Below are 20,299 nucleotides of genomic sequence, written 5' to 3'. Positions count from 1 at the left end.
CACGATGAGGCTCGACGGCAAGATCGCGCTCGTGACGGGCGCCGGCAGCGGCTTTGGAGCGGGGATCGCCCAGCGTTTCGTCGCCGAGGGCGCGAAGGTCGCCTGCATCGACATCGACGGCGCGGCCGCCGCGCGGGTCGCGGCGGATCTGGGCGACAACGCCATCGCCATCGCCGCAGATGTCGGCCTCGCCGCCGATGTCATCGCCAGCGTCGACGAGACACGGCAGCGCTTCGGTCTGCCGAACATCCTGGTCAACAACGCCGGCACCACACACCGCAACAAGCCGCTGATGGAGGTCACCGAAGAAGACTTCGACCGGGTCTTCCGGGTCAACGTGAAGTCGATCTTTCACTACGTCCGGGAGGTCGCCCCGCTCATGCGCGATGCGGGCGGCGGCGTTATCCTGAACGTCAGTTCGACGGCGGCTCTGCGGCCGCGGCCGGGGCTGACGTGGTACAACGCCTCCAAGGGCGCGGCGAGCCTCGCCTCGAAGTCCCTGGCGCTCGAACTGGCGCCCTGGAAGATCCGGGTGAACGCCCTCTGCCCGGTCATGGGCGCCACCGGGCTCCTCGAGCATTTCATGGGCGTGCCCGATACCCCCGAGAACCGCGACCGGTTCATCGCCACGATCCCGCTCGGCCGCCTGTCCCAGGCGAGCGACATCGCGTCGGCCGCCCTGTTCCTCGCCTCCGACGAGGCGGCCTTCATCACCGGCGTCGATCTGCCGGTCGACGGCGGCCGCACGGCCTGAGGAGATGTCGATGGAAGCCTATACCGAGATCCGCGAGGCGGTCGCCAAGCTCTGCGCCGGCTTCCCTGGCGCGTACTGGCGGGCCCTCGACCGGGAGATGGCCTACCCGACCGCGTTCGTGAACGCGCTCACCGAGAGCGGCTACCTGTCGGTTCTGATCCCCGAGGCGTATGGCGGCTCCGGCCTGCCGCTCTCGGCCGCGGCCGCGATCCTGGAGGAGGTCCAGCGGGCCGGCTGCAACGGGGGCGCATGCCACGCGCAGATGTACACGATGGGCACGCTCCTCCGGCACGGCTCCGAGGCGCAGAAGGCCGAATATCTGCCGGCCCTCGCGGAAGGCCGCCTGCGGCTCCAGGCCTTCGGCGTGACCGAGCCCACCTCCGGCACCGACACCGGCAGCCTCAAGACCACGGCCCGCCTGGAGGGCGACCACTACGTCGTCAACGGCCAGAAGATCTGGACCAGCCGTGCCGAACATTCGGACCTGATGCTGCTTCTGGCGCGCACGTCGCCCAGGACCGAGGGCATGAAACGCACCGACGGCCTGTCGGTGCTCCTCGTCGACATGCGGGAGGCCAGGGGCAACGGCCTCACCATCCGGCCGATCCGCACGATGATGAACCATGCCACCACGGAGGTGTTCTTCGACAACCTCCGGGTGCCGGCCCAGAATCTCATCGGCGCGGAGGGCAAGGGATTCCGCTACATCCTGTCGGGCATGAACGCCGAGCGGATCCTGATCGCCGCCGAATGCATCGGCGACGCCAAGTGGTTCATCGAGAAGGCACGGATCTATGCCGGCGAGCGCTCGGTCTTCGGCCGTCCGATCGGTGCCAATCAGGGCGTGCAGTTCCCGATCGCCAAGGCCTACGCCAACATGCGCGCGGCCGAGCTGATGGTCCGGGAGGCGCTGGCCCTCTACGAGGGCGGCGCGAATCCGGGAGCCGAGGCCAATATGGCCAAGATGCTCGCGGCCGACGCCTCGTTCGAGGCCGCCAACGCCTGCATCCAGACCCATGGCGGCTTCGGCTTCGCCGAGGAATACGACATCGAGCGGAAGTTCCGGGAGACCCGCCTCTACCAGGTGGCGCCGATCTCCACGAACCTGATCCTCGCCTACCTGTCCGAGCATGTGCTCGGCCTGCCGCGTTCGTACTGACATGACCGATTTCGCCGCCTGGATCGGCCGGACACGCGAGGCCTCCGACCTCGTCACCCCACGCCTGATGGCCGAGTTCCGCGCGACACTCGGGCCGCATCTCGCCCCGGTCGCCGACGGCATCGCGTGGCCGGCGCTGCACTGGTGTCTCGCCCCGGAGACGCCGGCCGCCGACGCCCTCGGGCCGGACGGCCACGTCGCGAAGGGCGGGTTCCTCCCGCCCGTGCCGTTGCCCCGGCGGATGTGGGCGGGCGGACAGATCGAGACCCTTTCGGATCTGCGCGCGGGAGACGCCGTCACCCGCACCGAGACGGTGCGGGACGTCGTCTTCAAGGACGGGCGAAGCGGAAGCCTGTGCTTCGTCACCGTCGAGCACGCCGTCGCCACGGGACGGGGCGTCGCGATCCGTGAACGGCAGGACATCGTCTATCGCGAGGCGGCCGGTGCGCAGACCGGAACCGATGCCGCGCCCGAACGCGACGATCCCGATGACTACGCGGCAATCTGGGCAGTGCCCGCGACGCCGACGCTGCTGTTCCGCTATTCGGCGATGACCTTCAACGGCCACCGCTTCCACTACGATCAGCCCTACGCGACGCAGGTGGAGGGCTATGCCGATCTCGTCGTCCACGGCCCGATGCAGGCCACGCTGCTGATGAACCTCGCAGCCACGCTCCTGGGACACGTGCCGCGGACGTTCACCTATCGCGGCGTCTCGCCGATGACGGCCAACCAGACCTTTCGCGTCTGCGGCCGAACCCGCGGGTCCGGGTTCGAGGGTGTGACCCTCGATGCAGCCGGGAAGGTCTGCATGCGCGCCCGCGCCGACATGTGAGATCCGGCGCGCGAGGTCAGTCGGAGGGCGGCCTTGTCCGGCACGGATTGCGGACCGGCGCCATCAGCGTACGCGTCGCGGCGCCACGACGGCACGGCATCGACCCGCGGATCGAGCCCGCGGGTGGTGCGACGGCGGGCCTCGCGGACGCGAAACCCGCCGGACACCGTCTTAGGCCAGCTTCAGACCGACGTTGACGTTGCCGCGGGTCGCATTGGAGTACGGGCAGACCTGGTGAGCGGCGTCCACGAGCTTCTGCGCGTCCGCGCGGTCGAGGCCCGGCAGGCTGATCGTGAGATCGGCGGTGATGCCGAAACCGCCTTCGGAGCGCGGACCGATGCCGACGTCAGCCGTGACGCTGGTATCGGCCGGGACCTTGAGCTGCAGCGACGGGGCCACGGCCTTCATGGCGCCGAGGAAGCAGGCCGAGTAGCCGGAGGCGAAGAGCTGCTCCGGGTTCGCGCCCGGGCCACCCGCGCCACCGAGCTCCTTCGGCGTCGACAGCTTGACCTCGAAGCTGCCGTCGGCCGTGCGGGCGGCACCGTCGCGGCCACCGGTGGCGGTGGCGGTGGTGCGATACTTCACATCTACGGACATATCGATCTCCGGTTGGAGGAAGAAAGTCGGCATGTAGGCGCCGGCGGGCCTTCGCACAGCCCCATTTAAATTGCGCACAATCGAAATCAAGGGTCGATCAGGGCGAAACGGTCGACATCCACAAGCCCCCGGTCGGTGATCTTGAGATGGGGGATGACCGGGAGCGGCAGGAACGCCACCTGCAGGAAGGGCTCCGGCAGCACGACACCGAGGCCTCTGGCGGCCGACCGCAGAGTCACGAGCGACCGGCGGATGTCGTCGAACGGCATCAGGCTCATCAGGCCGGCGACGGGCAGCGCGATCTCGGCGCGCACCTCGCCACCCTCGACCACGACGAAGCCGCCCTCGATCTCGCCCAGACGGTTCACGGCCACGGCCATGTCGGAATCATCCGCCCCGACGACCGTGATGTTGTGACTGTCATGCCCGACCGACGAGGCGATGGCCCCCCGCTTCAGGCCGAAGCCTTTCACGAACGCGACCCCGATGCCGCGCACCCCCGGCGCGGAGCGGCCGTGCCGTTCGACCACCGCGACCTTGATGACGTCCTGGTCCAGGTCGATCCGGCGCTCCCCGCCGGAATAGGGCAGGGCGAGGTCGTGACGCAGGGTGATGATCTGGCCCGGGATCACCCCGATCACCGGCGTCGAAGGCCCGGAGCCCGGCGCGGCGAAATCCGCGGCGCTGACCCGCCGCGCCCGCACGCTGCCGCGGCCGATCGGCTCCACGGCGGGTCGCGTGGCGAACAACGCCTCGTTCACCGGGCGTCCGGCACTGAGAACCTGGGACACGGCGCAGGTGTCGAGATCGTCAAGCACAACGAGATCGGCGCGCTGGCCGGGGGCGACGAGCCCCCGGTCGTAAAGCCCGAACGCCCGGGCCGCCGACCACGAGGCCGCACGGTAGGCGGCGAGGGGTGGGACGCCGAGGGCGATGGCGGTCCGGATGACGAAGTCGAGATGCCCCTCCTCGGCGATGTCGAGGGGATTCCGGTCATCGGTGCAGAAGGCCAGGAACGGCGCCGTCCGCTCGGTCAGGATCGGCGCCAGCGCGTGCAGATCCTTGCAGACCGAGCCCTCTCGGATCAGCACCATCATCCCCTTGGACAGTTTCTCCAGGGCTTCTTCCGGCGTGGTGGCCTCGTGTTCGGTGCGGATGCCGGCCGCGATGTAGGCGTTCAGTCCGAGGCCGCGCAGGAGCGGGGCGTGACCGTCGATATGCCGGCCCTGGAACGCGGCGAGCTTGTCGAGCACGCCGGGATCGGCCGCCAGCACGCCGGGGAAGTTCATGAATTCGGCGAGCCCGATGACCTTCGGGTGGCCGACGAAGGACAACAGATCCTGCGCGTCGATCCGCGCCCCCGAGGTTTCCAGATGGTCGGTGGCCGGGACGCAGGACGAGAGCTGCACGCGCAGGTCCATCGCCAGCGTTTCGGACGAAGCGAGGAACCATCGGAAGGCGTCCGTTCCGAGAACGTTGGCCATCTCGTGCGGGTCGCAGATCCCCGTGGTGACGCCGTGGGGGAGAACGCAGCGCTCGAATTCCTGCGGGGGCATCAGCGAGGATTCGACGTGGAAATGCGTGTCGATGAAGCCCGGCACAACGACCTTGCCGGAGATGTCGATCTCCCGCGCCCCGCGATAGTGGCCGAAGGTGCCGACGATGCGGTCGCGGCAGATCGCGATATCGGAGGCGACAAGCGCCCCGGTGACGAGGTCGAGGAAACGGCCGCCCTTCAGGACGAGGTCAGCCTCCGTGCGACCCTGGCCCTGCGCGATAGCCCGCCGGAGCGATTCCACCTGTGTCATCACGATATGCTCCCTCCCTCCTGCCATCTGCCAGGAGCATGCCACGGGGGCGGCCCCTTCCGCGACGCTTGCAGAGGCGCGAGCACCGGCGCAGAAGCCTTTCACCTTTGAACCAGTCGAAGCTCTCGATGCCCGCCTATCGTTCCCGCACCACCACCCACGGCCGCAACATGGCCGGCGCCCGCGGCCTCTGGCGCGCCACCGGCATGAAGGATGCCGATTTCGGCAAGCCGATCATCGCCGTGGTGAACTCGTTCACCCAGTTCGTGCCCGGCCATGTCCACCTCAAGGATCTCGGCCAGCTGGTCGCCCGCGAGATCGAGGCCGCCGGCGGCGTCGCCAAGGAGTTCAACACCATCGCGGTGGATGACGGCATCGCCATGGGCCATGACGGGATGCTGTACTCGCTGCCGTCCCGGGAGCTGATCGCCGATTCCGTCGAGTACATGGTCAACGCGCATTGCGCCGACGCGATGGTGTGCATCTCGAACTGCGACAAGATCACACCCGGCATGCTGATGGCCAGCTTACGCCTCAACATCCCGACGGTGTTCGTCTCGGGCGGCCCGATGGAGGCCGGCAAGGTCCAGCTGCCGGGCATCGCCAGGAAGGTCGATCTCGTCGACGCGATGATCGCCGCAGCCGACGACCGCATCTCCGACGAGGATGTCGCGGTGATCGAGCGCTCGGCCTGCCCGACCTGCGGATCGTGTTCGGGCATGTTCACGGCGAATTCCATGAACTGTCTCACCGAGGCGCTGGGCCTTGCGCTGCCGGGCAACGGCTCGGTGCTCGCCACCCATGCCGACCGCAAGCGCCTGTTCGTGGAGGCCGGTCACCTCATCGTCGATCTCGCCCGCCGCCACTACGAGCAGGACGACGCGGGCGTGCTGCCGCGCGCCGTGGCGAGCTTCAAGGCGTTCGAGAACGCCATGACCCTCGACATCGCCATGGGCGGCTCGACCAACACGGTCCTCCACCTGCTGGCGGCGGCGCACGAGGGCGAGGTGCCCTTCACCATGGCCGATATCGACCGGCTGTCCCGGCGGGTGCCGGTGCTGTGCAAGGTCGCCCCTGCGGTGGCCAACGTCCATATGGAGGACGTGCACCGGGCCGGCGGCATCATGGGGATCCTCGGCGAGCTCGACCGGGCCGGTCTGATCGACACCGAGGTCGGCAACGTCTCGGCCGGCACGCTGGGCAACGCCCTTGCCCGCTGGGACGTGCGCGCCGCGCCGAGCGCGTCGGTCCAGACCTTCTACCGGGCGGCCCCGGGCGGCGTGCCGACCCAGGTGGCCTTCAGCCAGGAATCGCGCTTCGACGAACTCGATCTCGACCGGGAAGGCGGCGTCATCCGCGATGCCGCACACGCCTATTCGCAGGATGGCGGGCTCGCGGTCCTCTACGGCAACCTCGCCGAGCAGGGCTGCATCGTGAAGACCGCAGGCGTCGATGCCTCGATCCTGACCTTCACCGGGACGGCGCGGGTGTTCGAGAGCCAGGATGCGGCCGTCGACGGCATCCTCAACGGCAAGGTCACGGCCGGCGAGGTGGTGCTGATCCGCTACGAGGGGCCCCGCGGCGGCCCCGGCATGCAGGAGATGCTCTATCCGACGAGCTACCTGAAATCGAAGGGGCTCGGAAAGGCCTGCGCCCTCGTCACCGACGGGCGGTTCTCCGGCGGCTCCTCGGGCCTGTCCATCGGCCACGTCTCGCCGGAGGCCGCCGAGGGTGGCCTGATCGGCCTCGTGCGCGATGGCGATCGGATCGCCATCGATATCCCGAACCGGCGCATTCATCTGGACGTGGATCAGGCGGAGCTGGATCGGCGGCGGATCGCGCAGGACGCGGCGGGCTGGCAGCCGGCGACCCCGCGCAAGCGCAAGGTGAGTACGGCACTGCGTGCCTATGCCATGCTGACGACCAGCGCGGCCCACGGGGCGGTGCGCCGGCTCTGATCAGCGGGCGCCGAGAACCAGAACGGCGGCAGCACCGAGGAGCGCTGCCGCCGCCACCGCAAGACCGATCCACCGCCGGCGGACCTTGGCTGCGCCCCGCCCCACCCCTCCGGGCGTCGGCGGCGGGATGCGTCCGAGCGCGGCGAGCATCAGCGGCTCGATGGCGGCGTAGCCGGCCGGGCTCAGATGAAGCCCGTCGGTGCCGTATTCGGGCCGGAGTCCGCCTGTCTCGGTCGCCAGCACCGCATGGTAGTCGATGAATGTCGCGCCGTGCTCGTGCGCATGGTCTCGCAACCATGCATTGACCGCCGCGATCATCGCCGGCGCGTCGCGCACCTCCGGATTCCAGGGGATGCTGGCGGCGGGCATGATCGAGCCGATCCAGGCTTTCACGCCCATGGCACGGGCCTCGTCGAGCATGCCGGCGAGCGTTCGGGCGATCTCGTCGGCCGGGACGAAGAAGCCCTCGTTGCGGCCGATATCGTTCACACCGCACAGAAGATGCACGCCCCGGGCTCGCGTTTCCTCGAGGTCGCGCCGAAACCGCATGGTGATCCAGCGGGCCGTCTGACCGGACCCGCCGCGGGGGATCAGGTTGTAGGCCTCGAAGGTGCCGGCCCGGTGGAAGCCCCACAATTCGGTGATCGAATCCCCGATGAAGACGATCGGTTCGCGCACGGTTCAGGCCGGCGTCGCGGTCCCGAGGGTCTCGGCCACCTCCGCCTGGAGGCGGTCCGCCATCATCTGCCGGCCCTCTGAGGTCACGTGAACGATGTCCGTGAAAAGGTTTCGGGCGTCGCCTTCGAACAGGCGGCTGAGGTCCCGGGCCGCAAAGGCTGAATCCTGCGTATCCAGCCGGCCGAGAACACCCTCGAAACGTGCATACTGGCGATCGAGATAGGCCAGGAACGCGTCGGAGGCCGTGCCCGCCTCCGTGCCGACGGGCGCGCCCTTGCGGACGATCGTGGGCTGCAGGAGGAACCGAACCGGGGCACCGATGCCGGGAGCGAGTCGCGCGAGCCGCCTGAGCGCCAGCTCGAACTGCCGCACGACCTCCCATTCCCAGATCTCGGACTGCCAGTTCGTCAGCGCCCGCAGATTCTCGAGACGGTCGAAGATCATCGCCTGCAGGCCGTCATAGGACAGTGCTACCGTGTCCTCTGCGCTCTTCCTCGGGTCGAAGAAGTAATCGTAGAGACTTTCATTGGCGAAGTGATTGTATGGAACGCCGGCCCGCGGATCGAAGCTCCAGGGCTGAAAGATGTCGGTCGCTCCGCCGACGATCAGGATGACATCGGGCTGAAGATCCATCAGCCGCGTCGTGACCAGGGCGATCATCTGATTCAGGCAGGCTGAGACGGCGCCGAAATTGTAGACGCGCGCCCCCGCCCCATGGGCCTGCTTCAGCCCGGTCTCCAGCCGCCCCGGCACGGTATCGGCGAAGACCTGTCCGTCGATCAGGGTGCTGTCGCCGACGACGAAGACCCGCAGCGTCTCGGATGATGGCCGCGTATCCGCATGCGCGTCGTTGCGATACCCGAGGGCGTCGTAGCGCCAATCCTGGCCGCCCGCGACCGTCAGCGGCTTGCCGGCGAACTGGACGTACGGTGCGGGAAACCGGCTGTTCGCGTCGAAGTTCTGGAAGCTCTGCAGGAACTTTCGGCGTCGCGCATCGGCGCTGTCATCGGGTGGCCGATGGGCCATGAACCGTCTCCTCCCCGAGCGGATGGTCGGTGGCGATGGAGTGAAAGGATGAGGCGGCCGCGCCGGCGCGGCCGTTCAGCTCCGAATCGAGGCGTGGTTCTCGAGGAACCATCCATAGGTCTGGCGCAGCCCGTCCTCTAGGCCGATCTCCGGCCGCCAGCCCATGGCCCTGAGGCGCGACACGTCCATCAGCTTGCGCGGCGTCCCGTCGGGCTTGGTGGCGTCGAAGTCGAGCTGGCCTGCGTAGCCGATTACCTGGGCCAGCGCCTCGGCCAACTCCCGGATGGTGCAATCCTCGCCAGTGCCGACATTGATGTGCGACAGGTCCGGCCGCGTGTTGGCCGCGTAGACCCCGTCGTCCATCTCCATCACGAAGACGCTGGCGCGGGCCATGTCGTCCACGTGCAGGAACTCGCGCATCGCCCGGCCGGTGCCCCAGACCGTGACCGACGGGCGGCCTTCGACCTTCGCCTCGTGCAGGCGGCGCATCAGCGCCGGCAGGACATGGGCGTTCTCGGGATGGAAATTGTCGTTCGGCCCGTACAGGTTCGTCGGCATGACGCTGCGGTAGCGCCGCCCGTATTGGCGGTTGTAGCTCTCGCACATCTTGATCCCGGCGATCTTGGCGATCGCGTAGGGCTCGTTGGTCGGTTCCAGGAGCCCGGTCAGGAGCGCGTCCTCCCGCATCGGCTGCGGGGCCAGCTTCGGGTAGATGCACGACGAGCCGAGGAACAGAAGCCGGTCGACATCGTGCGTGTGCGCGGCGTCGATCAGGTTCGACTGGATCAGCAGGTTCTCGTGGATGAATTCGGCGGGATAGGTGTTGTTGGCGTGGATGCCGCCGACCTTGGCGGCCGCAAGGTAGACCTGATCGATTCGGTTGTCGGCGAAGAAGCGACGGACCGCCGCCTGATCGAGAAGGTCGAGACTCTGGCGGTCGGCCGTGAGGATGCGCTCGTGGCCCAGCTCACGCAGCCGACGCACGATCGCCGAGCCCACCATGCCCCGATGGCCCGCCACGAAAATGGTCTGACCTCGACCGTCCATCACGCGTCCGTTCCCTGCCGAAAGCTCGGATTTCCAAGCCCCTATAGCCCCTTTCCGTCGGGATATCGCCGCGCAAACACGCGTTTTCTGAGGCGGCTGCCGGTGCCCCCTCGGCCGCCGGGAGAACACCTATCTGTACGGGCACTTCCAATATCAATACAACCGAAAGTTAGCGTTAATTATTCCACTAGAAGATGCATTCTGTTCCCGCTCGCTGATCGCTGAGTTGCATGGCCGGTTCGGAACCCCGTCCCGCTGCGCAGCAATGGAGTTCCAGATGCGTCCCTCGACCCTCGTGCCGGCTCACGCCCGGGCTGCCTGGCTCGCCGTCCCCCGCTGGTGGATCACGCCGACCATCCCGCTCACCGCCGGCCTCCTGATCTGCACGGCGCAGACGACACCGGTCCAGGCGCAGCTTCTTCGCGGCACCCTGGACACAACCAAGAGTGGCATTCTCGGCACCGGCGTGACGCTCGGCACCACCGCTCCCGGGACCGGCATCCTCGGGACCGGCCTCAACGTCGGGACCACGAGCGGAGGCGTCCTCGGAACCGGTCTGGTCGTCGGCACGACTGGCCCAGGCGACGGACTGCTCGGCACCGGTCTCAACCTCGGGACGGCGAGCGGAACCGGAACTGGCGGAACTGGAACCACCGGCGGAAACGGCGGAAATGTGACCGGCGGCGGGACCGGCGGAACAGCGGGAAGCGGAGCAGCCGCCAGCGCCAATCAGGGTCTCTACATCGTCACAGGGACCATCACGCAGTCCCAGGGCCAGACCGTAATCACCGACCTGAGGCTCTCACAGCTGTCCAGCATCACCGGCGTCGCCGCCAACAACACCAGCGGCTTGGCCGCCCCGATCGCTGTCGGCGCCGACGCCCTCGCGGTGGGCGCCGGTTCAAGTGCGGCCGGTTCTGCATCGACCGCCGTGGGCACCGGCGCGAGCGCGGCGAATACCGGCAGCGTCGCCCTCGGCTTTGCGGCGAGCGCTCAGGGCCTCGGCGGAACGGCCATCGGTACGGCGTCTGCGGCGTCGGGGGCCGGGAGCACAGCGCTCGGGTTCGTCGCCGGCGCGACCGGGACAGGTTCCACCGCCATCGGCGCGGCCGCTTCGGCCGCCGGAAACAACAGCGTCGCGCTCGGCAACGGGGCTGCCGCCAACCAAGCCAACACGATCGCCATCGGCGCCAACGTGAAGACCACGCAGGCCAACCAAGTGGCGATCGGCAATTCCGCCAACACCTACCGGCTGGCCGGCGTCGCATCTCAGGCGAGCGCTGCCGCTCAGAGCGGAGCGACGGCCTTCGTGACCACCGATGCCAGCGGCAACCTTGCGGCCTCGGCCTACGGGCCGTCGACGATCGCAGGTCTCGGCAACCGGATCGATTCGGTCCAGGGACAGGTCAACGCGCTGGAGGCCAAGACGGATTCCGTGCAGCGCTACGCCATCCAGACCCGCAAGGAGGCCCGGCAGGGCGTGGCGATGGCCATCGCGATGGCGACCGCGCCGATGCCGTCCGCGCCGGGCAAGACCACCTGGGCAACGAATGGCGCGACCTATCGAGGCGAGTGGGCCGGCGGCCTTGCGGTAGCGCACCGCTTGCCGACCTGCTGCGTCCCGATCGCGGTCACGGCCGGCATGGCCTATGGCGGCGACAACGCCGTCGGCGTCCGCGCCGGACTGGCCGGCGAGTTCTGAACGACTGGGACCCGGCACGGCGGACGGCACTTCGACCTTGCGCGTCGGTGAAAGGCCGCAGTAGTGTCAACCAATGCTGACACTCGCGGTCGACCACAGGGTTGCGCATTCGATCGATGGGCGTCCGCACGCCGTCGTCGTCGGCTCAGGCTTCGGGGGTCTCGCCGCCGCGATCCGTTTGGGTGCGCGGGGCTACCGCGTCACCGTCCTCGAACGCCTGGCCCAGGCCGGGGGCCGTGCCCGGGTCCATCGGCAGGACGGCTTCACCTTCGATGCCGGTCCGACGATCGTCACGGCCCCGCAGCTTTTCGAGGAACTCTGGCAGCTCGCCGGCCGCCAGCTCGCGGACGATGTGACGCTGGTGCCGATGGATCCGTTCTACCGGATCCGCTTCGCCGACGGGACATCCTTCGCCTACAGTGGCGACGTGGATCGCATGCGCGCCGAGGTCGCGCGCTTCGCACCGGACGACGTCGCGGGCTACGAGCGCTTCATGGCTCACAGCCGGGCCGTTTGCCGGATCGGCTTCGAGCAGCTCGGTCATGTGCCTTTCGGCAGTGTCGGATCGATGCTCAAGATCGCACCCGACCTGTTGCGCCTGTCCGGACACCGTTCCGTTTACGAGGTGGTGGCGCGGTTCATCCGCGACGAGCGGCTGCGCACGGTGTTCAGCTTTCACCCGCTGCTGATCGGCGGCAACCCGTTCCGAGCCAGCGCCATCTATTGCCTGATCGCCGATCTCGAGCGGCGTTGGGGCGTCCACTTCGCCATGGGCGGGACCGGGCAGCTGGTCGACGGCTTGGTGCGTCTGATCCGGACACAGGGCGGCCGCCTCCGCCTCGGCGTCGACGTCGCGCGCATCGAGGTGGAGGAGGGCGCTGCCACGGGTGTCGTACTGACCAGCGGCGAGGTGATCGGCGCCGACCTCGTGGTCTCCAACGCCGACTCGGCCGTGACGCATGCGAGTCTGCTGCCGGAAGCGCAGCGCTGGAGCCGCACCCGGTTTCGGCGGGCCCGCTCGTCGATGGGGCTCTTCGTCTGGTATTTCGGCACCAATCGGCAGTATCCGGGGGTAGATCATCATACGATTCTGCTCGGACCGCGTTACCGCGAACTGCTGGCCGACATCTTCGACCGGAAGGTCTTGGCCGAGGACGCGAGCCTCTACCTGCACCGGCCGACCGCCACCGACCCGAGTCTCGCCCCCCCGGGATGCGACGCCTTCTACGTCCTGGCCCCGGTGCCGAATCTCGCGGGTGGCCAGGATTGGCAGGCGCTTGCCGAACCGTATCGGCGCCGGATCGCCGCCATGCTGGAGGCGAGTGTGATGCCCGGCCTGTCGGAGTCCATCGTCACGTCCAAGTTGACGACCCCTCTGGATTTTCAGGACGATTTCCTGAGCTACCGGGGCTCGGGCTTCGGTCTGGAGCCGGTGCTGACCCAATCGGCGTGGTTCAGGCCGCACAATCGGTCGAACACCGTCCGCAACCTTTACCTGGTCGGCGCCGGCACACACCCGGGTGCGGGCCTGCCCGGCGTGCTCTCCTCCGCCCGTATTCTCGACAGCGTGGTCCCCGATGCCCGCGTTACCGCCTGAATTCGCCGCCGCGGCCGACCGCACCGCCTGCCGGGTCGCGATCCGGGCCGGTTCGAAGAGCTTCTTCGCCGCCGGCCAATTGCTGCCGGCCGAAGTCCGCGAGGCGGCCTACGGCCTCTACGCCTTCTGCCGACTCTCGGACGACCTCGTCGACGACGCGGTCGATCCGGCCGGACGACGCGACGCCGTGGCCCGCCTCGAGGCACGCATCGGCCGTGCCTATGCCGGGCGACCCGCCGACGCTCCCGCCGACCGGGCCTTCTCGGAGATCGTCGCCACGTACGCGATCCCGGAGGCCCTGCCGCGTGCCCTGATCGAAGGCTTTGCCTGGGACGCCGAAGGCCGGCGCTACGCCGATCTGGGGGCGCTCCATGCCTACGCCGCCCGTGTCGCCGGCTCCGTCGGTGCCATGATGGCGCTGATCATGGGCACCCGCGAACCGGACGCCCTGGCCCGCGCCTGCGACCTCGGCGCCGCGATGCAATTCACCAACATCGCCCGCGACGTCGGCGAGGATGCCCGGATGGGCCGTCTCTACTTGCCGCTGGACTGGATGGATGCGGCTGGACTCGATCCGGAGGCATTCCTCGCAGATCCGCGGCCGAGCCCGGCGCTGGCCAAGGTGGTGGCCCGCCTCCTCGCCGAAGCGGACGTCCTCTATGCCCGCGCGGAGGCCGGGATCGCAGCGCTGCCGCGCGGCTGCCGGTCGTCGATCCGGGCGGCCGGATTGATCTATGCCGAGATCGGCCGCGTGGTGGCGGCGCACGACTTTGAATCGGTCCAGCACCGCGCCCGGGTCGGAACGGCACGGAAGCTGGTTCTGATCGCCCGCGCAGCCCGCATGCCCGCGGTCGCGGCCGGCCTCGGCGGGCCTTCCCTGCCGGAAGCCGCCTTCCTGATCGAGGCCGTCGCGCGCGAACCGCTCGTGCCGACGCGTCGGCGCCCGGCGCTGCGGCCGTGGTGGGATGTCGGCGGCCGGGTCGTGCACGTCCTCGATCTGATCGAGCGGATGCGCGAGCGCGAGACGTTCGGCCGCTCGGCGCCGTCCTGACCTGCGGCCTGGAGGACATCGGTGAGCGACGGGCTGTTCGCGGCTTTCGATATCGGCCTCGTCTTCGCCCTGGCTTTCGGGGTGGGGATTTGGCAGCTCATCGTGGTCCGCCGCAGCATCCGGCGTGATCGCGATCGCGAGCCGGACTGAGGCGATCCGCACCGCACAGGTCCCGGCCGACTGGCCAGGCGCTGAGAGCGCCCGTCGGCGGATCCGGGCTCTGTCAGCGACGGGCGACGTCAGGCCCCAAATTCGCCCTCCAGCACGTCACGGCCCCCGCCACAGGGCGGCGGCCGGTCGCCATCCGCACCGGCCTGCGTGAAGGCGATCGGGCGCGTGGGTCCTGCGGCCCGTCTTCTACTGCAGGTGACGGGTATAGGTGTCGCCGGCAGCCGCCTTGAGGGCGGCTCCCGCCTCCTCGCCGATCCGCTCCGCATCCGTCACGGGCCCCTGTCGGGACGCGGACCAGTGGCGGCTGCCGTCGGGCAGGAACAGCAAGCCGTCGATCCGCAGGACATCCCCGTCGATCTGCGCCAGGGCGGCGATCGGCGTCCGGCAGGATCCATCGAGTTCCGCGAGCAGCGATCGCTCGGCCGACACCGCGATGGTGGTCCGGGTGCAGGCGATGGGCGCCAGGAGGTCGCGGATGACCGCGTCGTCCGTACGGCACTCGATGCCCAGTGCCCCCTGTGCCACGGCCGGCAGCATCTCCTCGACCGACAGGACGCTGCGGGCCATGTCTTCCAGCCCGAGGCGCTGGAGGCCCGCCAGGGCGAGCAGCGTCGCGTCGCATTCCCCGGCCTCGAGCTTGCGCATCCGGGTGTTGGCGTTGCCCCGCAGCGGCACGACCCGGAGATCGGGCCGCCGCATCAGAACCTGCGCGCCGCGGCGCAGCGACGAGGTCCCGATCCGCGCGCCCGCCGGCAGCCCCGCCAGACCATCCGCGTGCGGCGACAGGAATGCGTCCCGCGGATCGTCACGTTCGAGGATGCAGGCGATGGTGAGCCCGTCGGGAAGCCAGGTCTCCACGTCCTTCATCGAGTGCACGGCGACGTCGACCTCGCCGGCGAACAGCGCCTGCTCGAGTTCCTTGGTGAACAACCCTTTGCCGCCGATCTCGGAGAGCGGCCGGTCCAGGATCTTGTCGGCCACGGTGGTCACGACCACCAACTCGGTCTCCAGGCCCGGATTGGCGGCGACGATTTGGTCCCGCACCATGCCGGTCTGCGCGAGCGCCATCGGAGAGCCGCGGGTGCCGATGCGCAGGGGGCGGTTCAACATCTGGTTCCGGATCACTTCGCTGGACGAGACACTGCCTTATAAACCGAGCGGGGCGGCAGGCCATGGTCCGTCTCGCGGTTTCGAAGCGGCAAAGCGCGATCGTGAAATCCAGTCTTGCCCCGCTTTCGCCGGACTGCGCTCCTAGCGGGACACCGGCGTAGTTCGGAGCCAACGGGTGTTGTCGCGATGCTGATCATGCCGAGCCGACGGCAAGTCCTGACGGGGCTCGCTGCAGGCGCGGGCATCACCGCCGCCACCGGCGTCTATGCCCTCGACATCGAGCCGCTGCATCGGCTGGTGGTGACATCCTATGCGCCGACCCTGCCGCGGTGGGATCCGTCGCTGCAACTACGGGTGGCGGTCCTGGCGGATTTCCACATCTGCGAGCCGTTCATGCCGTTCGACCGGGTGGCGCAGATCGTCGAAGCGACCAACGCGCTCGAGCCGGATCTGGTGCTTCTGCTCGGCGATTATCCGGCCGGGCGGATCGCGTGGCGCAAGCTGCCGCTCGATCAGTTCGCCCGGATGATGACCGAACTCAAGGCGCCCCTCGGCACGCACGCGATCCTCGGCAATCACGATTGGTGGGACGACCATACGGTCCAGAGGAACGGTCGCGGCGTGCCCGCGGTCAGGCGCCTGCTGGAGGCACAGGGTATCCCGGTTCTCGAGAATCGTGCGGTGCGCCTGGTGAAGGACGGCCGGCCGTTCTGGCTCGCCGGTCTCGGCGACCAACAGCCCTTCTTCGACGCGTGGAACACGTTCAGCTTGGCCGACCTGCCGCGAACGCTCGATCCGATCACCGATTCGGCACCCGTGATCCTGATGGCGCACGAGCCCGACATCTTCGTCGCCGTGCCCGACCGCGTCTCCCTGACCCTCGCCGGGCACACCCATGGCGGCCAAATTCGCCTGTTCGGCCACGCCCCCGCGATCCGCAAGGTGCAGGGACACGACTATTCCTACGGCCATGTCATCCAGGACGGCCGCCACATGATCGTCTCGGGCGGGTTCGGGATGAGCCGCATCCCGGTGCGGATGGGCGTCCCTCCCGAGATCGTCCTCCTCGAACTCGGCAAGACGGACGCGGTGACAGCCGCCAGCTGAACGCGGGGCATTCGCGGGACCGCCGCTCGACTGTCAGACGATCGATGGATCGTCGAAGCACAATCCAGCCGCGCGCAAGTCATGCGATCGGAATTTTGTAGATCAGATGATGAATTCCGGTGCCCGGAGGCTTTCGGCGGCAATTTGACACATCGAGATGTGCATGGGACCGTCCCGCATCGATTCGATCTGGGGACGTTCATGCCGATCCTGCTCGGCCTCATCGGTCTCATCGTTGCGGGACTGTTCTGGATCTTGCGGACGCACGGGACCGTCAAGGGTCTGCAGGAGGTCAACCGGGACACGAAGGGGCTCCAGCGCCGCGCCGTGTCCACCTTCGAGAACCTCGTCGGAACGCCGCTGCAGCGTGTCCGCGATCCCCGCTTGGCCGCGATCATCCTGATGATTCAGCTGGTCCGTACGGGCAGCCCCCTGACCGCCAGCGAGAAGACGCGGATCCTCGAATACATGGAGACGCCCCTGGAGGTGGAGCGGATCTCGGCAACCTTCGAGCGGGCCTGGGGCTACACGCAGGCGCGGCTTCCCTTCTCGCACGTCACCGACGCGCTGGCTCCGCTGCTGCGCGACGCGCTGACACCGGCCGAGCGGGAGCAGTTGATCGCGATGCTGACCCAGGTGGCTGGCGCGCATTCTCCGCCGAGTGAGTTGCAGCGCGAGGGCATCGCCCGCCTGAAGCGACGGCTTCTCGCCGGCGCGGGGGCCGCTCTCGACCCGCAACGGGGCGAATCCGCCTGATCCGGACCATGGCGGGTCGGAGGCGCCGAAGCGCCGGTTGGCTCGCCTTTGGGCGCCGTCGCGCTACCTCGCGGGTATGCGCGCACTCTTCCCCCTGATCGTCTTCACAATTCTCGCGGCCGGCTCGGGAACGGCCCGGGCGCAATCCTGCGACACCTTGATCGACAAGGTGACCGGCGAGACTGCGGCCAAGACTACGGATCGCCGGAGCGACTATGCCAGCTTCACGGCCGGTGAGGACATGACCCTGACCCTCGCCTGCGGCGGACCGGACCACTCGTCGGTCGGCGCCCAATATCGGGGCGCCACTCCGCCGGATCGCTATTTCGACGTGTTCGGCAAGGCCGGCCACGCGGTGACGGGCATCGATGCCTCCGTCATCACGGAGGCCGCGCACCGGGCCCAGGCCACCGCGACCAAGCTGCGCCACAGCAATGTCGATCTCGGCGGCGCTCGGGTGACCTGTTCGGCCATGGTGTCGCCCGACAAGGGTCCGCTGACCCTGTGCGCGGTGATCGAGAACAGCGACCGCAGTTGAGAGGCCGGCGGAGCGTGCCGCCGGCCACCGCGCCCGTGTCAGAGCGGGATGTTGTCGTGCTTCTTCCAGGGCTGTTCCATCTTCTTGGTGCGGAGCATGCCGAGGGCCTTGGCGATCCGGCGGCGGGTCGAGTGCGGCATGATCACCTCGTCGATGTAGCCGCGCTCGGCCGCCACGAACGGTGACAGGAAGCGGTCCTCGTACTCGCCGGTGCGGGCCGCGATCTTCTCCGGGTCGCCGATCTCGCTGCGGAAGATGATCTCCACCGCGCCCTTGGCGCCCATCACGGCGATCTGGGCGGTCGGCCAAGCGTAGTTGACGTCCGCACCGACGTGCTTGGAGGCCATGACGTCGTAGGCACCGCCGAAGGCCTTCCGGGTGATGATCGTCACCAGCGGCACGGTCGCCTGCGAATAGGCGAAGAGCAGCTTTGCGCCGTGCTTGATCAGGCCGCCATATTCCTGGGCCGTGCCGGGCAGGAAGCCCGGCACGTCCACGAAGGTCACGATCGGGATATCGAAGGCGTCGCAGTAGCGCACGAACCGCGCGGCCTTCCGCGAGGCGTCCGAATCGAGGACGCCCGCAAGCACGAGCGGCTGGTTCGCCACGAAGCCGACGGTGCGCCCCTCGATCCGGCCGAAGCCGGTGATGATGTTGCGGGCGTAGGCGGACTGGATTTCGAAGAAGTCGCCCTCATCCACGACGCGGCGGATCAACTCGCCCATATCGTAGGGCTTGTTCGGATTGTCGGGGATCAGCGTATCGAGGGATGCATCGATGCGGCTGACGTCGTCGAAGCTCGTGATCTCCGGCACGCCGTCGGTGTTGTTGGCCGGCAGGAAGTCGAGGAGGCGGCGGATCTGCAGGATCGCCTCGACGTCGTTCTCGAACGAGCCGTCGGCGATGGACGACTTGGTGGTGTGGACCTTGGCGCCGCCGAGCTCCTCGGCCGTGACGACCTCGTTGGTGACGGTCTTCACCACGTCGGGGCCGGTCACGAACATGTAGCTCGTGTCGCGGACCATGAAGATGAAGTCGGTCATGGCCGGCGAATAGACGTCGCCGCCCGCACAGGGGCCCATGATCACCGAGATCTGCGGGATCACGCCCGAAGCCATGACGTTGCGGCGGAACACCTCCCCGTAGCCGCCGAGCGCCGCAACGCCCTCCTGGATGCGGGCGCCGCCGGCGTCGAAGATGCCGATGATCGGGGCGCGCATCTTCAGCGCCATGTCCTGGACCTTCACGATCTTCTGGGCGTGCGCCTCCGACAGGGAGCCGCCGAACACCGTGAAGTCCTTGGAGAACAGGAAGACCGTGCGGCCGTTGATCGTGCCCCATCCGGTGACGACGCCGTCGCCCGGGATCTTCTGCTTCTCCATGCCGAAATCGGTGGAGCGGTGCTGCACGAACATGTCGAATTCCTCGAACGACCCGTGGTCGAGGAGGAGTTCGATCCGCTCGCGCGCCGTGAGCTTGCCGCGCTTGTGCTGCGCCTCGACGCGCTTCTCACCGCCGCCGAGCCGGGCCTGCGCCCGCCGCTCTTCGAGCTTGTCGAGGATATCCTTCATGGCTGTTCCCGCCCTTCCCCTGCCGCGACCTGCGACCCGGATCGGGCCGGGTCCAAGCTTATGCGTTCACCGATCGAGCGCCCTTAGCACGCGCATTTCGGGCGGCAAACCGACACGGTGGTCCGCGGGATCAGACCGTCTGGGGATGGGAGCGGGATGGTGGACGGTGCAGGGATCGAACCTGCGACCTTTCCCGTGTGAAGGGAACGCACTACCGCTGTGCTAACCGTCCGTACCGGCGTGCCGTTTCAACGCACGCGATCGAGCCGCTCGCCCCCGAGGGCGCCGCAACCCGGTGGCCGGCGTTCTAGAGCGCGGCGGCCCGGGACGTCAAGCGCGGCCGACGATCTTTGCCGCTCGGAGACGGGCCGGCGAAGCGCCTCCGCGTCCCGGATTGCCGAGCCCGGGTTCGGCCGTCGCCGGCGGCAGGCGCGCCACCACGGGCGCCGGCGAGGTTGACAAGGCCCGCGGCCCGGTGCGCTGTGGGGCCATGCACGATGGGCCAGCGGGCGCGAGACAGGGCAGCGACGTGACGGCGGCCTGCGCGACGGGGCCGGATCGGCCGCGCGTGGCGATCACCTACTGCACCCAGTGCAACTGGCTGCTGCGGGCAGCCTGGATGGCGCAGGAGCTCCTCTCAACCTTTCGCGACGATCTCGGCGAGGTCGCCCTCGTCCCAGCCTCGGGGGGCCTGTTCCGCATCACGCTGGGCGATGCGCTCCTCTGGGAACGGGTGCGGGACGGCGGCTTCCCGGACGTGAAGACCCTGAAGCAACGCGTGCGCGACCACCTCGACCCGGCGCGCGATCTCGGCCATATCGACCGATCATGAGG

19 protein-coding genes and 1 tRNA gene are annotated in these 20,299 nt (G+C 68.7%); 12 read left to right on the top strand and 8 right to left on the bottom strand.

Annotated elements, in window-relative coordinates:
* Positions 1 to 4 precede the first annotated feature (4 nt).
* Genes BM396_RS10765 through BM396_RS10755 form a run of 3 tightly spaced genes read left to right on the top strand, consistent with a single transcriptional unit; the run spans position 5 to position 2,748 of the window.
* Positions 5 to 754 (top strand): glucose 1-dehydrogenase, encoded by a 750-nt coding sequence (locus BM396_RS10765; RefSeq protein ID WP_043356292.1) that lies wholly within the window; start codon positions 5 to 7, stop codon positions 752 to 754.
* Between the two features lie 10 nt (positions 755 to 764).
* Positions 765 to 1,913 carry an acyl-CoA dehydrogenase family protein gene (locus tag BM396_RS10760; RefSeq protein ID WP_043379968.1) on the top strand — a complete coding sequence of 383 codons (1,149 nt, stop codon included), beginning with the start codon at positions 765 to 767 and terminating at the stop codon, positions 1,911 to 1,913.
* A 1-nt stretch (position 1,914) separates the two neighbouring features.
* Positions 1,915 to 2,748 carry an HTD2 family dehydratase gene (locus tag BM396_RS10755; RefSeq protein WP_043379965.1) on the top strand — a complete coding sequence of 278 codons (834 nt, stop codon included), beginning with the start codon at positions 1,915 to 1,917 and terminating at the stop codon, positions 2,746 to 2,748.
* A 171-nt stretch (positions 2,749 to 2,919) separates the two neighbouring features.
* Here BM396_RS10755 and BM396_RS10750 read toward each other — a convergent pair whose 3' ends face one another.
* Together BM396_RS10750 and ade are read right to left on the bottom strand one after the other, a co-directional pair.
* Complete coding sequence (locus tag BM396_RS10750) at positions 2,920 to 3,345, bottom strand: organic hydroperoxide resistance protein (RefSeq protein ID WP_043357630.1); 426 nt, start codon at positions 3,343 to 3,345, stop codon at positions 2,920 to 2,922.
* 86 nt (positions 3,346 to 3,431) lie between these two features.
* Entirely contained in the window at positions 3,432 to 5,153 is a 1,722-nt protein-coding gene (gene ade, locus BM396_RS10745; RefSeq protein WP_043379963.1) for an adenine deaminase, read from the bottom strand.
* A 128-nt stretch (positions 5,154 to 5,281) separates the two neighbouring features.
* Here ade and ilvD point away from each other — a divergent pair, with 128 nt between their 5' ends.
* Positions 5,282 to 7,111 carry a dihydroxy-acid dehydratase gene (gene ilvD / locus BM396_RS10740; protein WP_043357638.1) on the top strand — a complete coding sequence of 610 codons (1,830 nt, stop codon included), beginning with the start codon at positions 5,282 to 5,284 and terminating at the stop codon, positions 7,109 to 7,111.
* Here the strand turns inward: ilvD and BM396_RS10735 are convergent, their stop codons facing one another.
* From BM396_RS10735 to BM396_RS10725, 3 genes are all read right to left on the bottom strand, one after another.
* Positions 7,112 to 7,789: a GDSL-type esterase/lipase family protein gene (locus tag BM396_RS10735; RefSeq protein ID WP_043379961.1), complete on the bottom strand. Its 678-nt coding sequence runs from the start codon at positions 7,787 to 7,789 to the stop codon at positions 7,112 to 7,114.
* Between the two features lie 3 nt (positions 7,790 to 7,792).
* Positions 7,793 to 8,815 (bottom strand): lipase, encoded by a 1,023-nt coding sequence (locus BM396_RS10730; protein ID WP_043379958.1) that lies wholly within the window; start codon positions 8,813 to 8,815, stop codon positions 7,793 to 7,795.
* Between the two features lie 75 nt (positions 8,816 to 8,890).
* On the bottom strand, positions 8,891 to 9,862 hold the full coding sequence (locus BM396_RS10725; RefSeq protein ID WP_043379956.1) for a GDP-L-fucose synthase: 972 nt from the start codon (positions 9,860 to 9,862) through the stop codon (positions 8,891 to 8,893).
* Between the two features lie 277 nt (positions 9,863 to 10,139).
* Between BM396_RS10725 and BM396_RS10720 the strand changes: the two genes are divergently transcribed.
* From BM396_RS10720 to BM396_RS33655, 4 genes are all read left to right on the top strand, one after another.
* On the top strand, positions 10,140 to 11,564 hold the full coding sequence (locus tag BM396_RS10720) for a hypothetical protein (RefSeq protein WP_043380179.1): 1,425 nt from the start codon (positions 10,140 to 10,142) through the stop codon (positions 11,562 to 11,564).
* Between the two features lie 73 nt (positions 11,565 to 11,637).
* Positions 11,638 to 13,161, top strand: coding sequence for a phytoene desaturase (locus BM396_RS10715; protein WP_043379955.1), 1,524 nt, complete (start codon positions 11,638 to 11,640; stop codon positions 13,159 to 13,161).
* Entirely contained in the window at positions 13,142 to 14,212 is a 1,071-nt protein-coding gene (locus BM396_RS10710) for a phytoene/squalene synthase family protein (protein ID WP_043379952.1), read from the top strand. Before BM396_RS10715 ends, BM396_RS10710 begins: the two co-directional genes overlap by 20 nt.
* Before the next feature lie 21 nt (positions 14,213 to 14,233).
* The gene (locus tag BM396_RS33655) at positions 14,234 to 14,362 is read left to right on the top strand and encodes a hypothetical protein (RefSeq protein ID WP_257791596.1); all 129 of its coding nucleotides are present in this window, start codon (positions 14,234 to 14,236) and stop codon (positions 14,360 to 14,362) included.
* Positions 14,363 to 14,569: 207 nt separating this feature from the next.
* On the opposite strand, the gene hemC is transcribed toward BM396_RS33655, so the two are convergent.
* Positions 14,570 to 15,493: a hydroxymethylbilane synthase gene (gene hemC, locus BM396_RS10705; RefSeq protein ID WP_043379950.1), complete on the bottom strand. Its 924-nt coding sequence runs from the start codon at positions 15,491 to 15,493 to the stop codon at positions 14,570 to 14,572.
* 186 nt (positions 15,494 to 15,679) lie between these two features.
* On the opposite strand from hemC, the gene BM396_RS10700 reads away from it, so the two are divergent.
* The 3 genes from BM396_RS10700 to BM396_RS10690 all read left to right on the top strand — a co-directional run bounded on the left by BM396_RS10700 (position 15,680) and on the right by BM396_RS10690 (position 17,894).
* Positions 15,680 to 16,600: a metallophosphoesterase gene (locus BM396_RS10700; RefSeq protein WP_043379947.1), complete on the top strand. Its 921-nt coding sequence runs from the start codon at positions 15,680 to 15,682 to the stop codon at positions 16,598 to 16,600.
* A gap of 201 nt (positions 16,601 to 16,801) precedes the next feature.
* Positions 16,802 to 17,356: a tellurite resistance TerB family protein gene (locus BM396_RS10695; RefSeq protein WP_043379945.1), complete on the top strand. Its 555-nt coding sequence runs from the start codon at positions 16,802 to 16,804 to the stop codon at positions 17,354 to 17,356.
* Positions 17,357 to 17,432: 76 nt separating this feature from the next.
* Entirely contained in the window at positions 17,433 to 17,894 is a 462-nt protein-coding gene (locus BM396_RS10690; protein WP_043380177.1) for a hypothetical protein, read from the top strand.
* Between the two features lie 38 nt (positions 17,895 to 17,932).
* Here the strand turns inward: BM396_RS10690 and BM396_RS10685 are convergent, their stop codons facing one another.
* Together BM396_RS10685 and BM396_RS10680 are read right to left on the bottom strand one after the other, a co-directional pair.
* Positions 17,933 to 19,465, bottom strand: a complete 1,533-nt coding sequence (locus tag BM396_RS10685) for an acyl-CoA carboxylase subunit beta (RefSeq protein ID WP_043379941.1) — start codon at positions 19,463 to 19,465, stop codon at positions 17,933 to 17,935.
* Positions 19,466 to 19,622: 157 nt separating this feature from the next.
* A tRNA-Val gene (locus BM396_RS10680) sits at positions 19,623 to 19,697 on the bottom strand.
* 336 nt (positions 19,698 to 20,033) lie between these two features.
* On the opposite strand from BM396_RS10680, the gene BM396_RS10675 reads away from it, so the two are divergent.
* Positions 20,034 to 20,297, top strand: coding sequence for an Rdx family protein (locus BM396_RS10675; RefSeq protein ID WP_257791597.1), 264 nt, complete (start codon positions 20,034 to 20,036; stop codon positions 20,295 to 20,297).
* Positions 20,298 to 20,299: the final 2 nt, after the last annotated feature.

It is taken from the genome of Methylobacterium sp. UNCCL125, from assembly GCF_900116795.1.
In the GTDB taxonomy this organism is placed as follows: domain Bacteria; phylum Pseudomonadota; class Alphaproteobacteria; order Rhizobiales; family Beijerinckiaceae; genus Methylobacterium; species Methylobacterium fujisawaense.
Note: the sequence above shows the minus strand (reverse complement) of the source record. Positions and strands in the feature narration are given on the sequence as shown.

Bases quoted from the DNA above. Each gene is read 5' to 3' on its own strand.
- ade (WP_043379963.1), bottom strand. From the start codon at position 5,153: ATGACACAGGTGGAATCGCTCCGGCGGGCTATCGCGCAGGGCCAGGGT.
- BM396_RS10730 (WP_043379958.1), bottom strand. From the start codon at position 8,815: ATGGCCCATCGGCCACCCGATGACAGCGCCGATGCGCGACGCCGAAAG.
- BM396_RS10760 (WP_043379968.1), top strand. From the start codon at position 765: ATGGAAGCCTATACCGAGATCCGCGAGGCGGTCGCCAAGCTCTGCGCC.
- BM396_RS10710 (WP_043379952.1), top strand. From the start codon at position 13,142: ATGCCCGCGTTACCGCCTGAATTCGCCGCCGCGGCCGACCGCACCGCC.
- BM396_RS10695 (WP_043379945.1), top strand. From the start codon at position 16,802: ATGCCGATCCTGCTCGGCCTCATCGGTCTCATCGTTGCGGGACTGTTC.
- ilvD (WP_043357638.1), top strand. From the start codon at position 5,282: ATGCCCGCCTATCGTTCCCGCACCACCACCCACGGCCGCAACATGGCC.
- BM396_RS10690 (WP_043380177.1), top strand. From the start codon at position 17,433: ATGCGCGCACTCTTCCCCCTGATCGTCTTCACAATTCTCGCGGCCGGC.
- BM396_RS10685 (WP_043379941.1), bottom strand. From the start codon at position 19,465: ATGAAGGATATCCTCGACAAGCTCGAAGAGCGGCGGGCGCAGGCCCGG.
- BM396_RS10720 (WP_043380179.1), top strand. From the start codon at position 10,140: ATGCGTCCCTCGACCCTCGTGCCGGCTCACGCCCGGGCTGCCTGGCTC.
- BM396_RS10715 (WP_043379955.1), top strand. From the start codon at position 11,638: ATGCTGACACTCGCGGTCGACCACAGGGTTGCGCATTCGATCGATGGG.
- BM396_RS10725 (WP_043379956.1), bottom strand. From the start codon at position 9,862: ATGGACGGTCGAGGTCAGACCATTTTCGTGGCGGGCCATCGGGGCATG.
- BM396_RS10755 (WP_043379965.1), top strand. From the start codon at position 1,915: ATGACCGATTTCGCCGCCTGGATCGGCCGGACACGCGAGGCCTCCGAC.
- BM396_RS10700 (WP_043379947.1), top strand. From the start codon at position 15,680: ATGCTGATCATGCCGAGCCGACGGCAAGTCCTGACGGGGCTCGCTGCA.
- BM396_RS10750 (WP_043357630.1), bottom strand. From the start codon at position 3,345: ATGTCCGTAGATGTGAAGTATCGCACCACCGCCACCGCCACCGGTGGC.
- BM396_RS10765 (WP_043356292.1), top strand. From the start codon at position 5: ATGAGGCTCGACGGCAAGATCGCGCTCGTGACGGGCGCCGGCAGCGGC.
- hemC (WP_043379950.1), bottom strand. From the start codon at position 15,493: ATGTTGAACCGCCCCCTGCGCATCGGCACCCGCGGCTCTCCGATGGCG.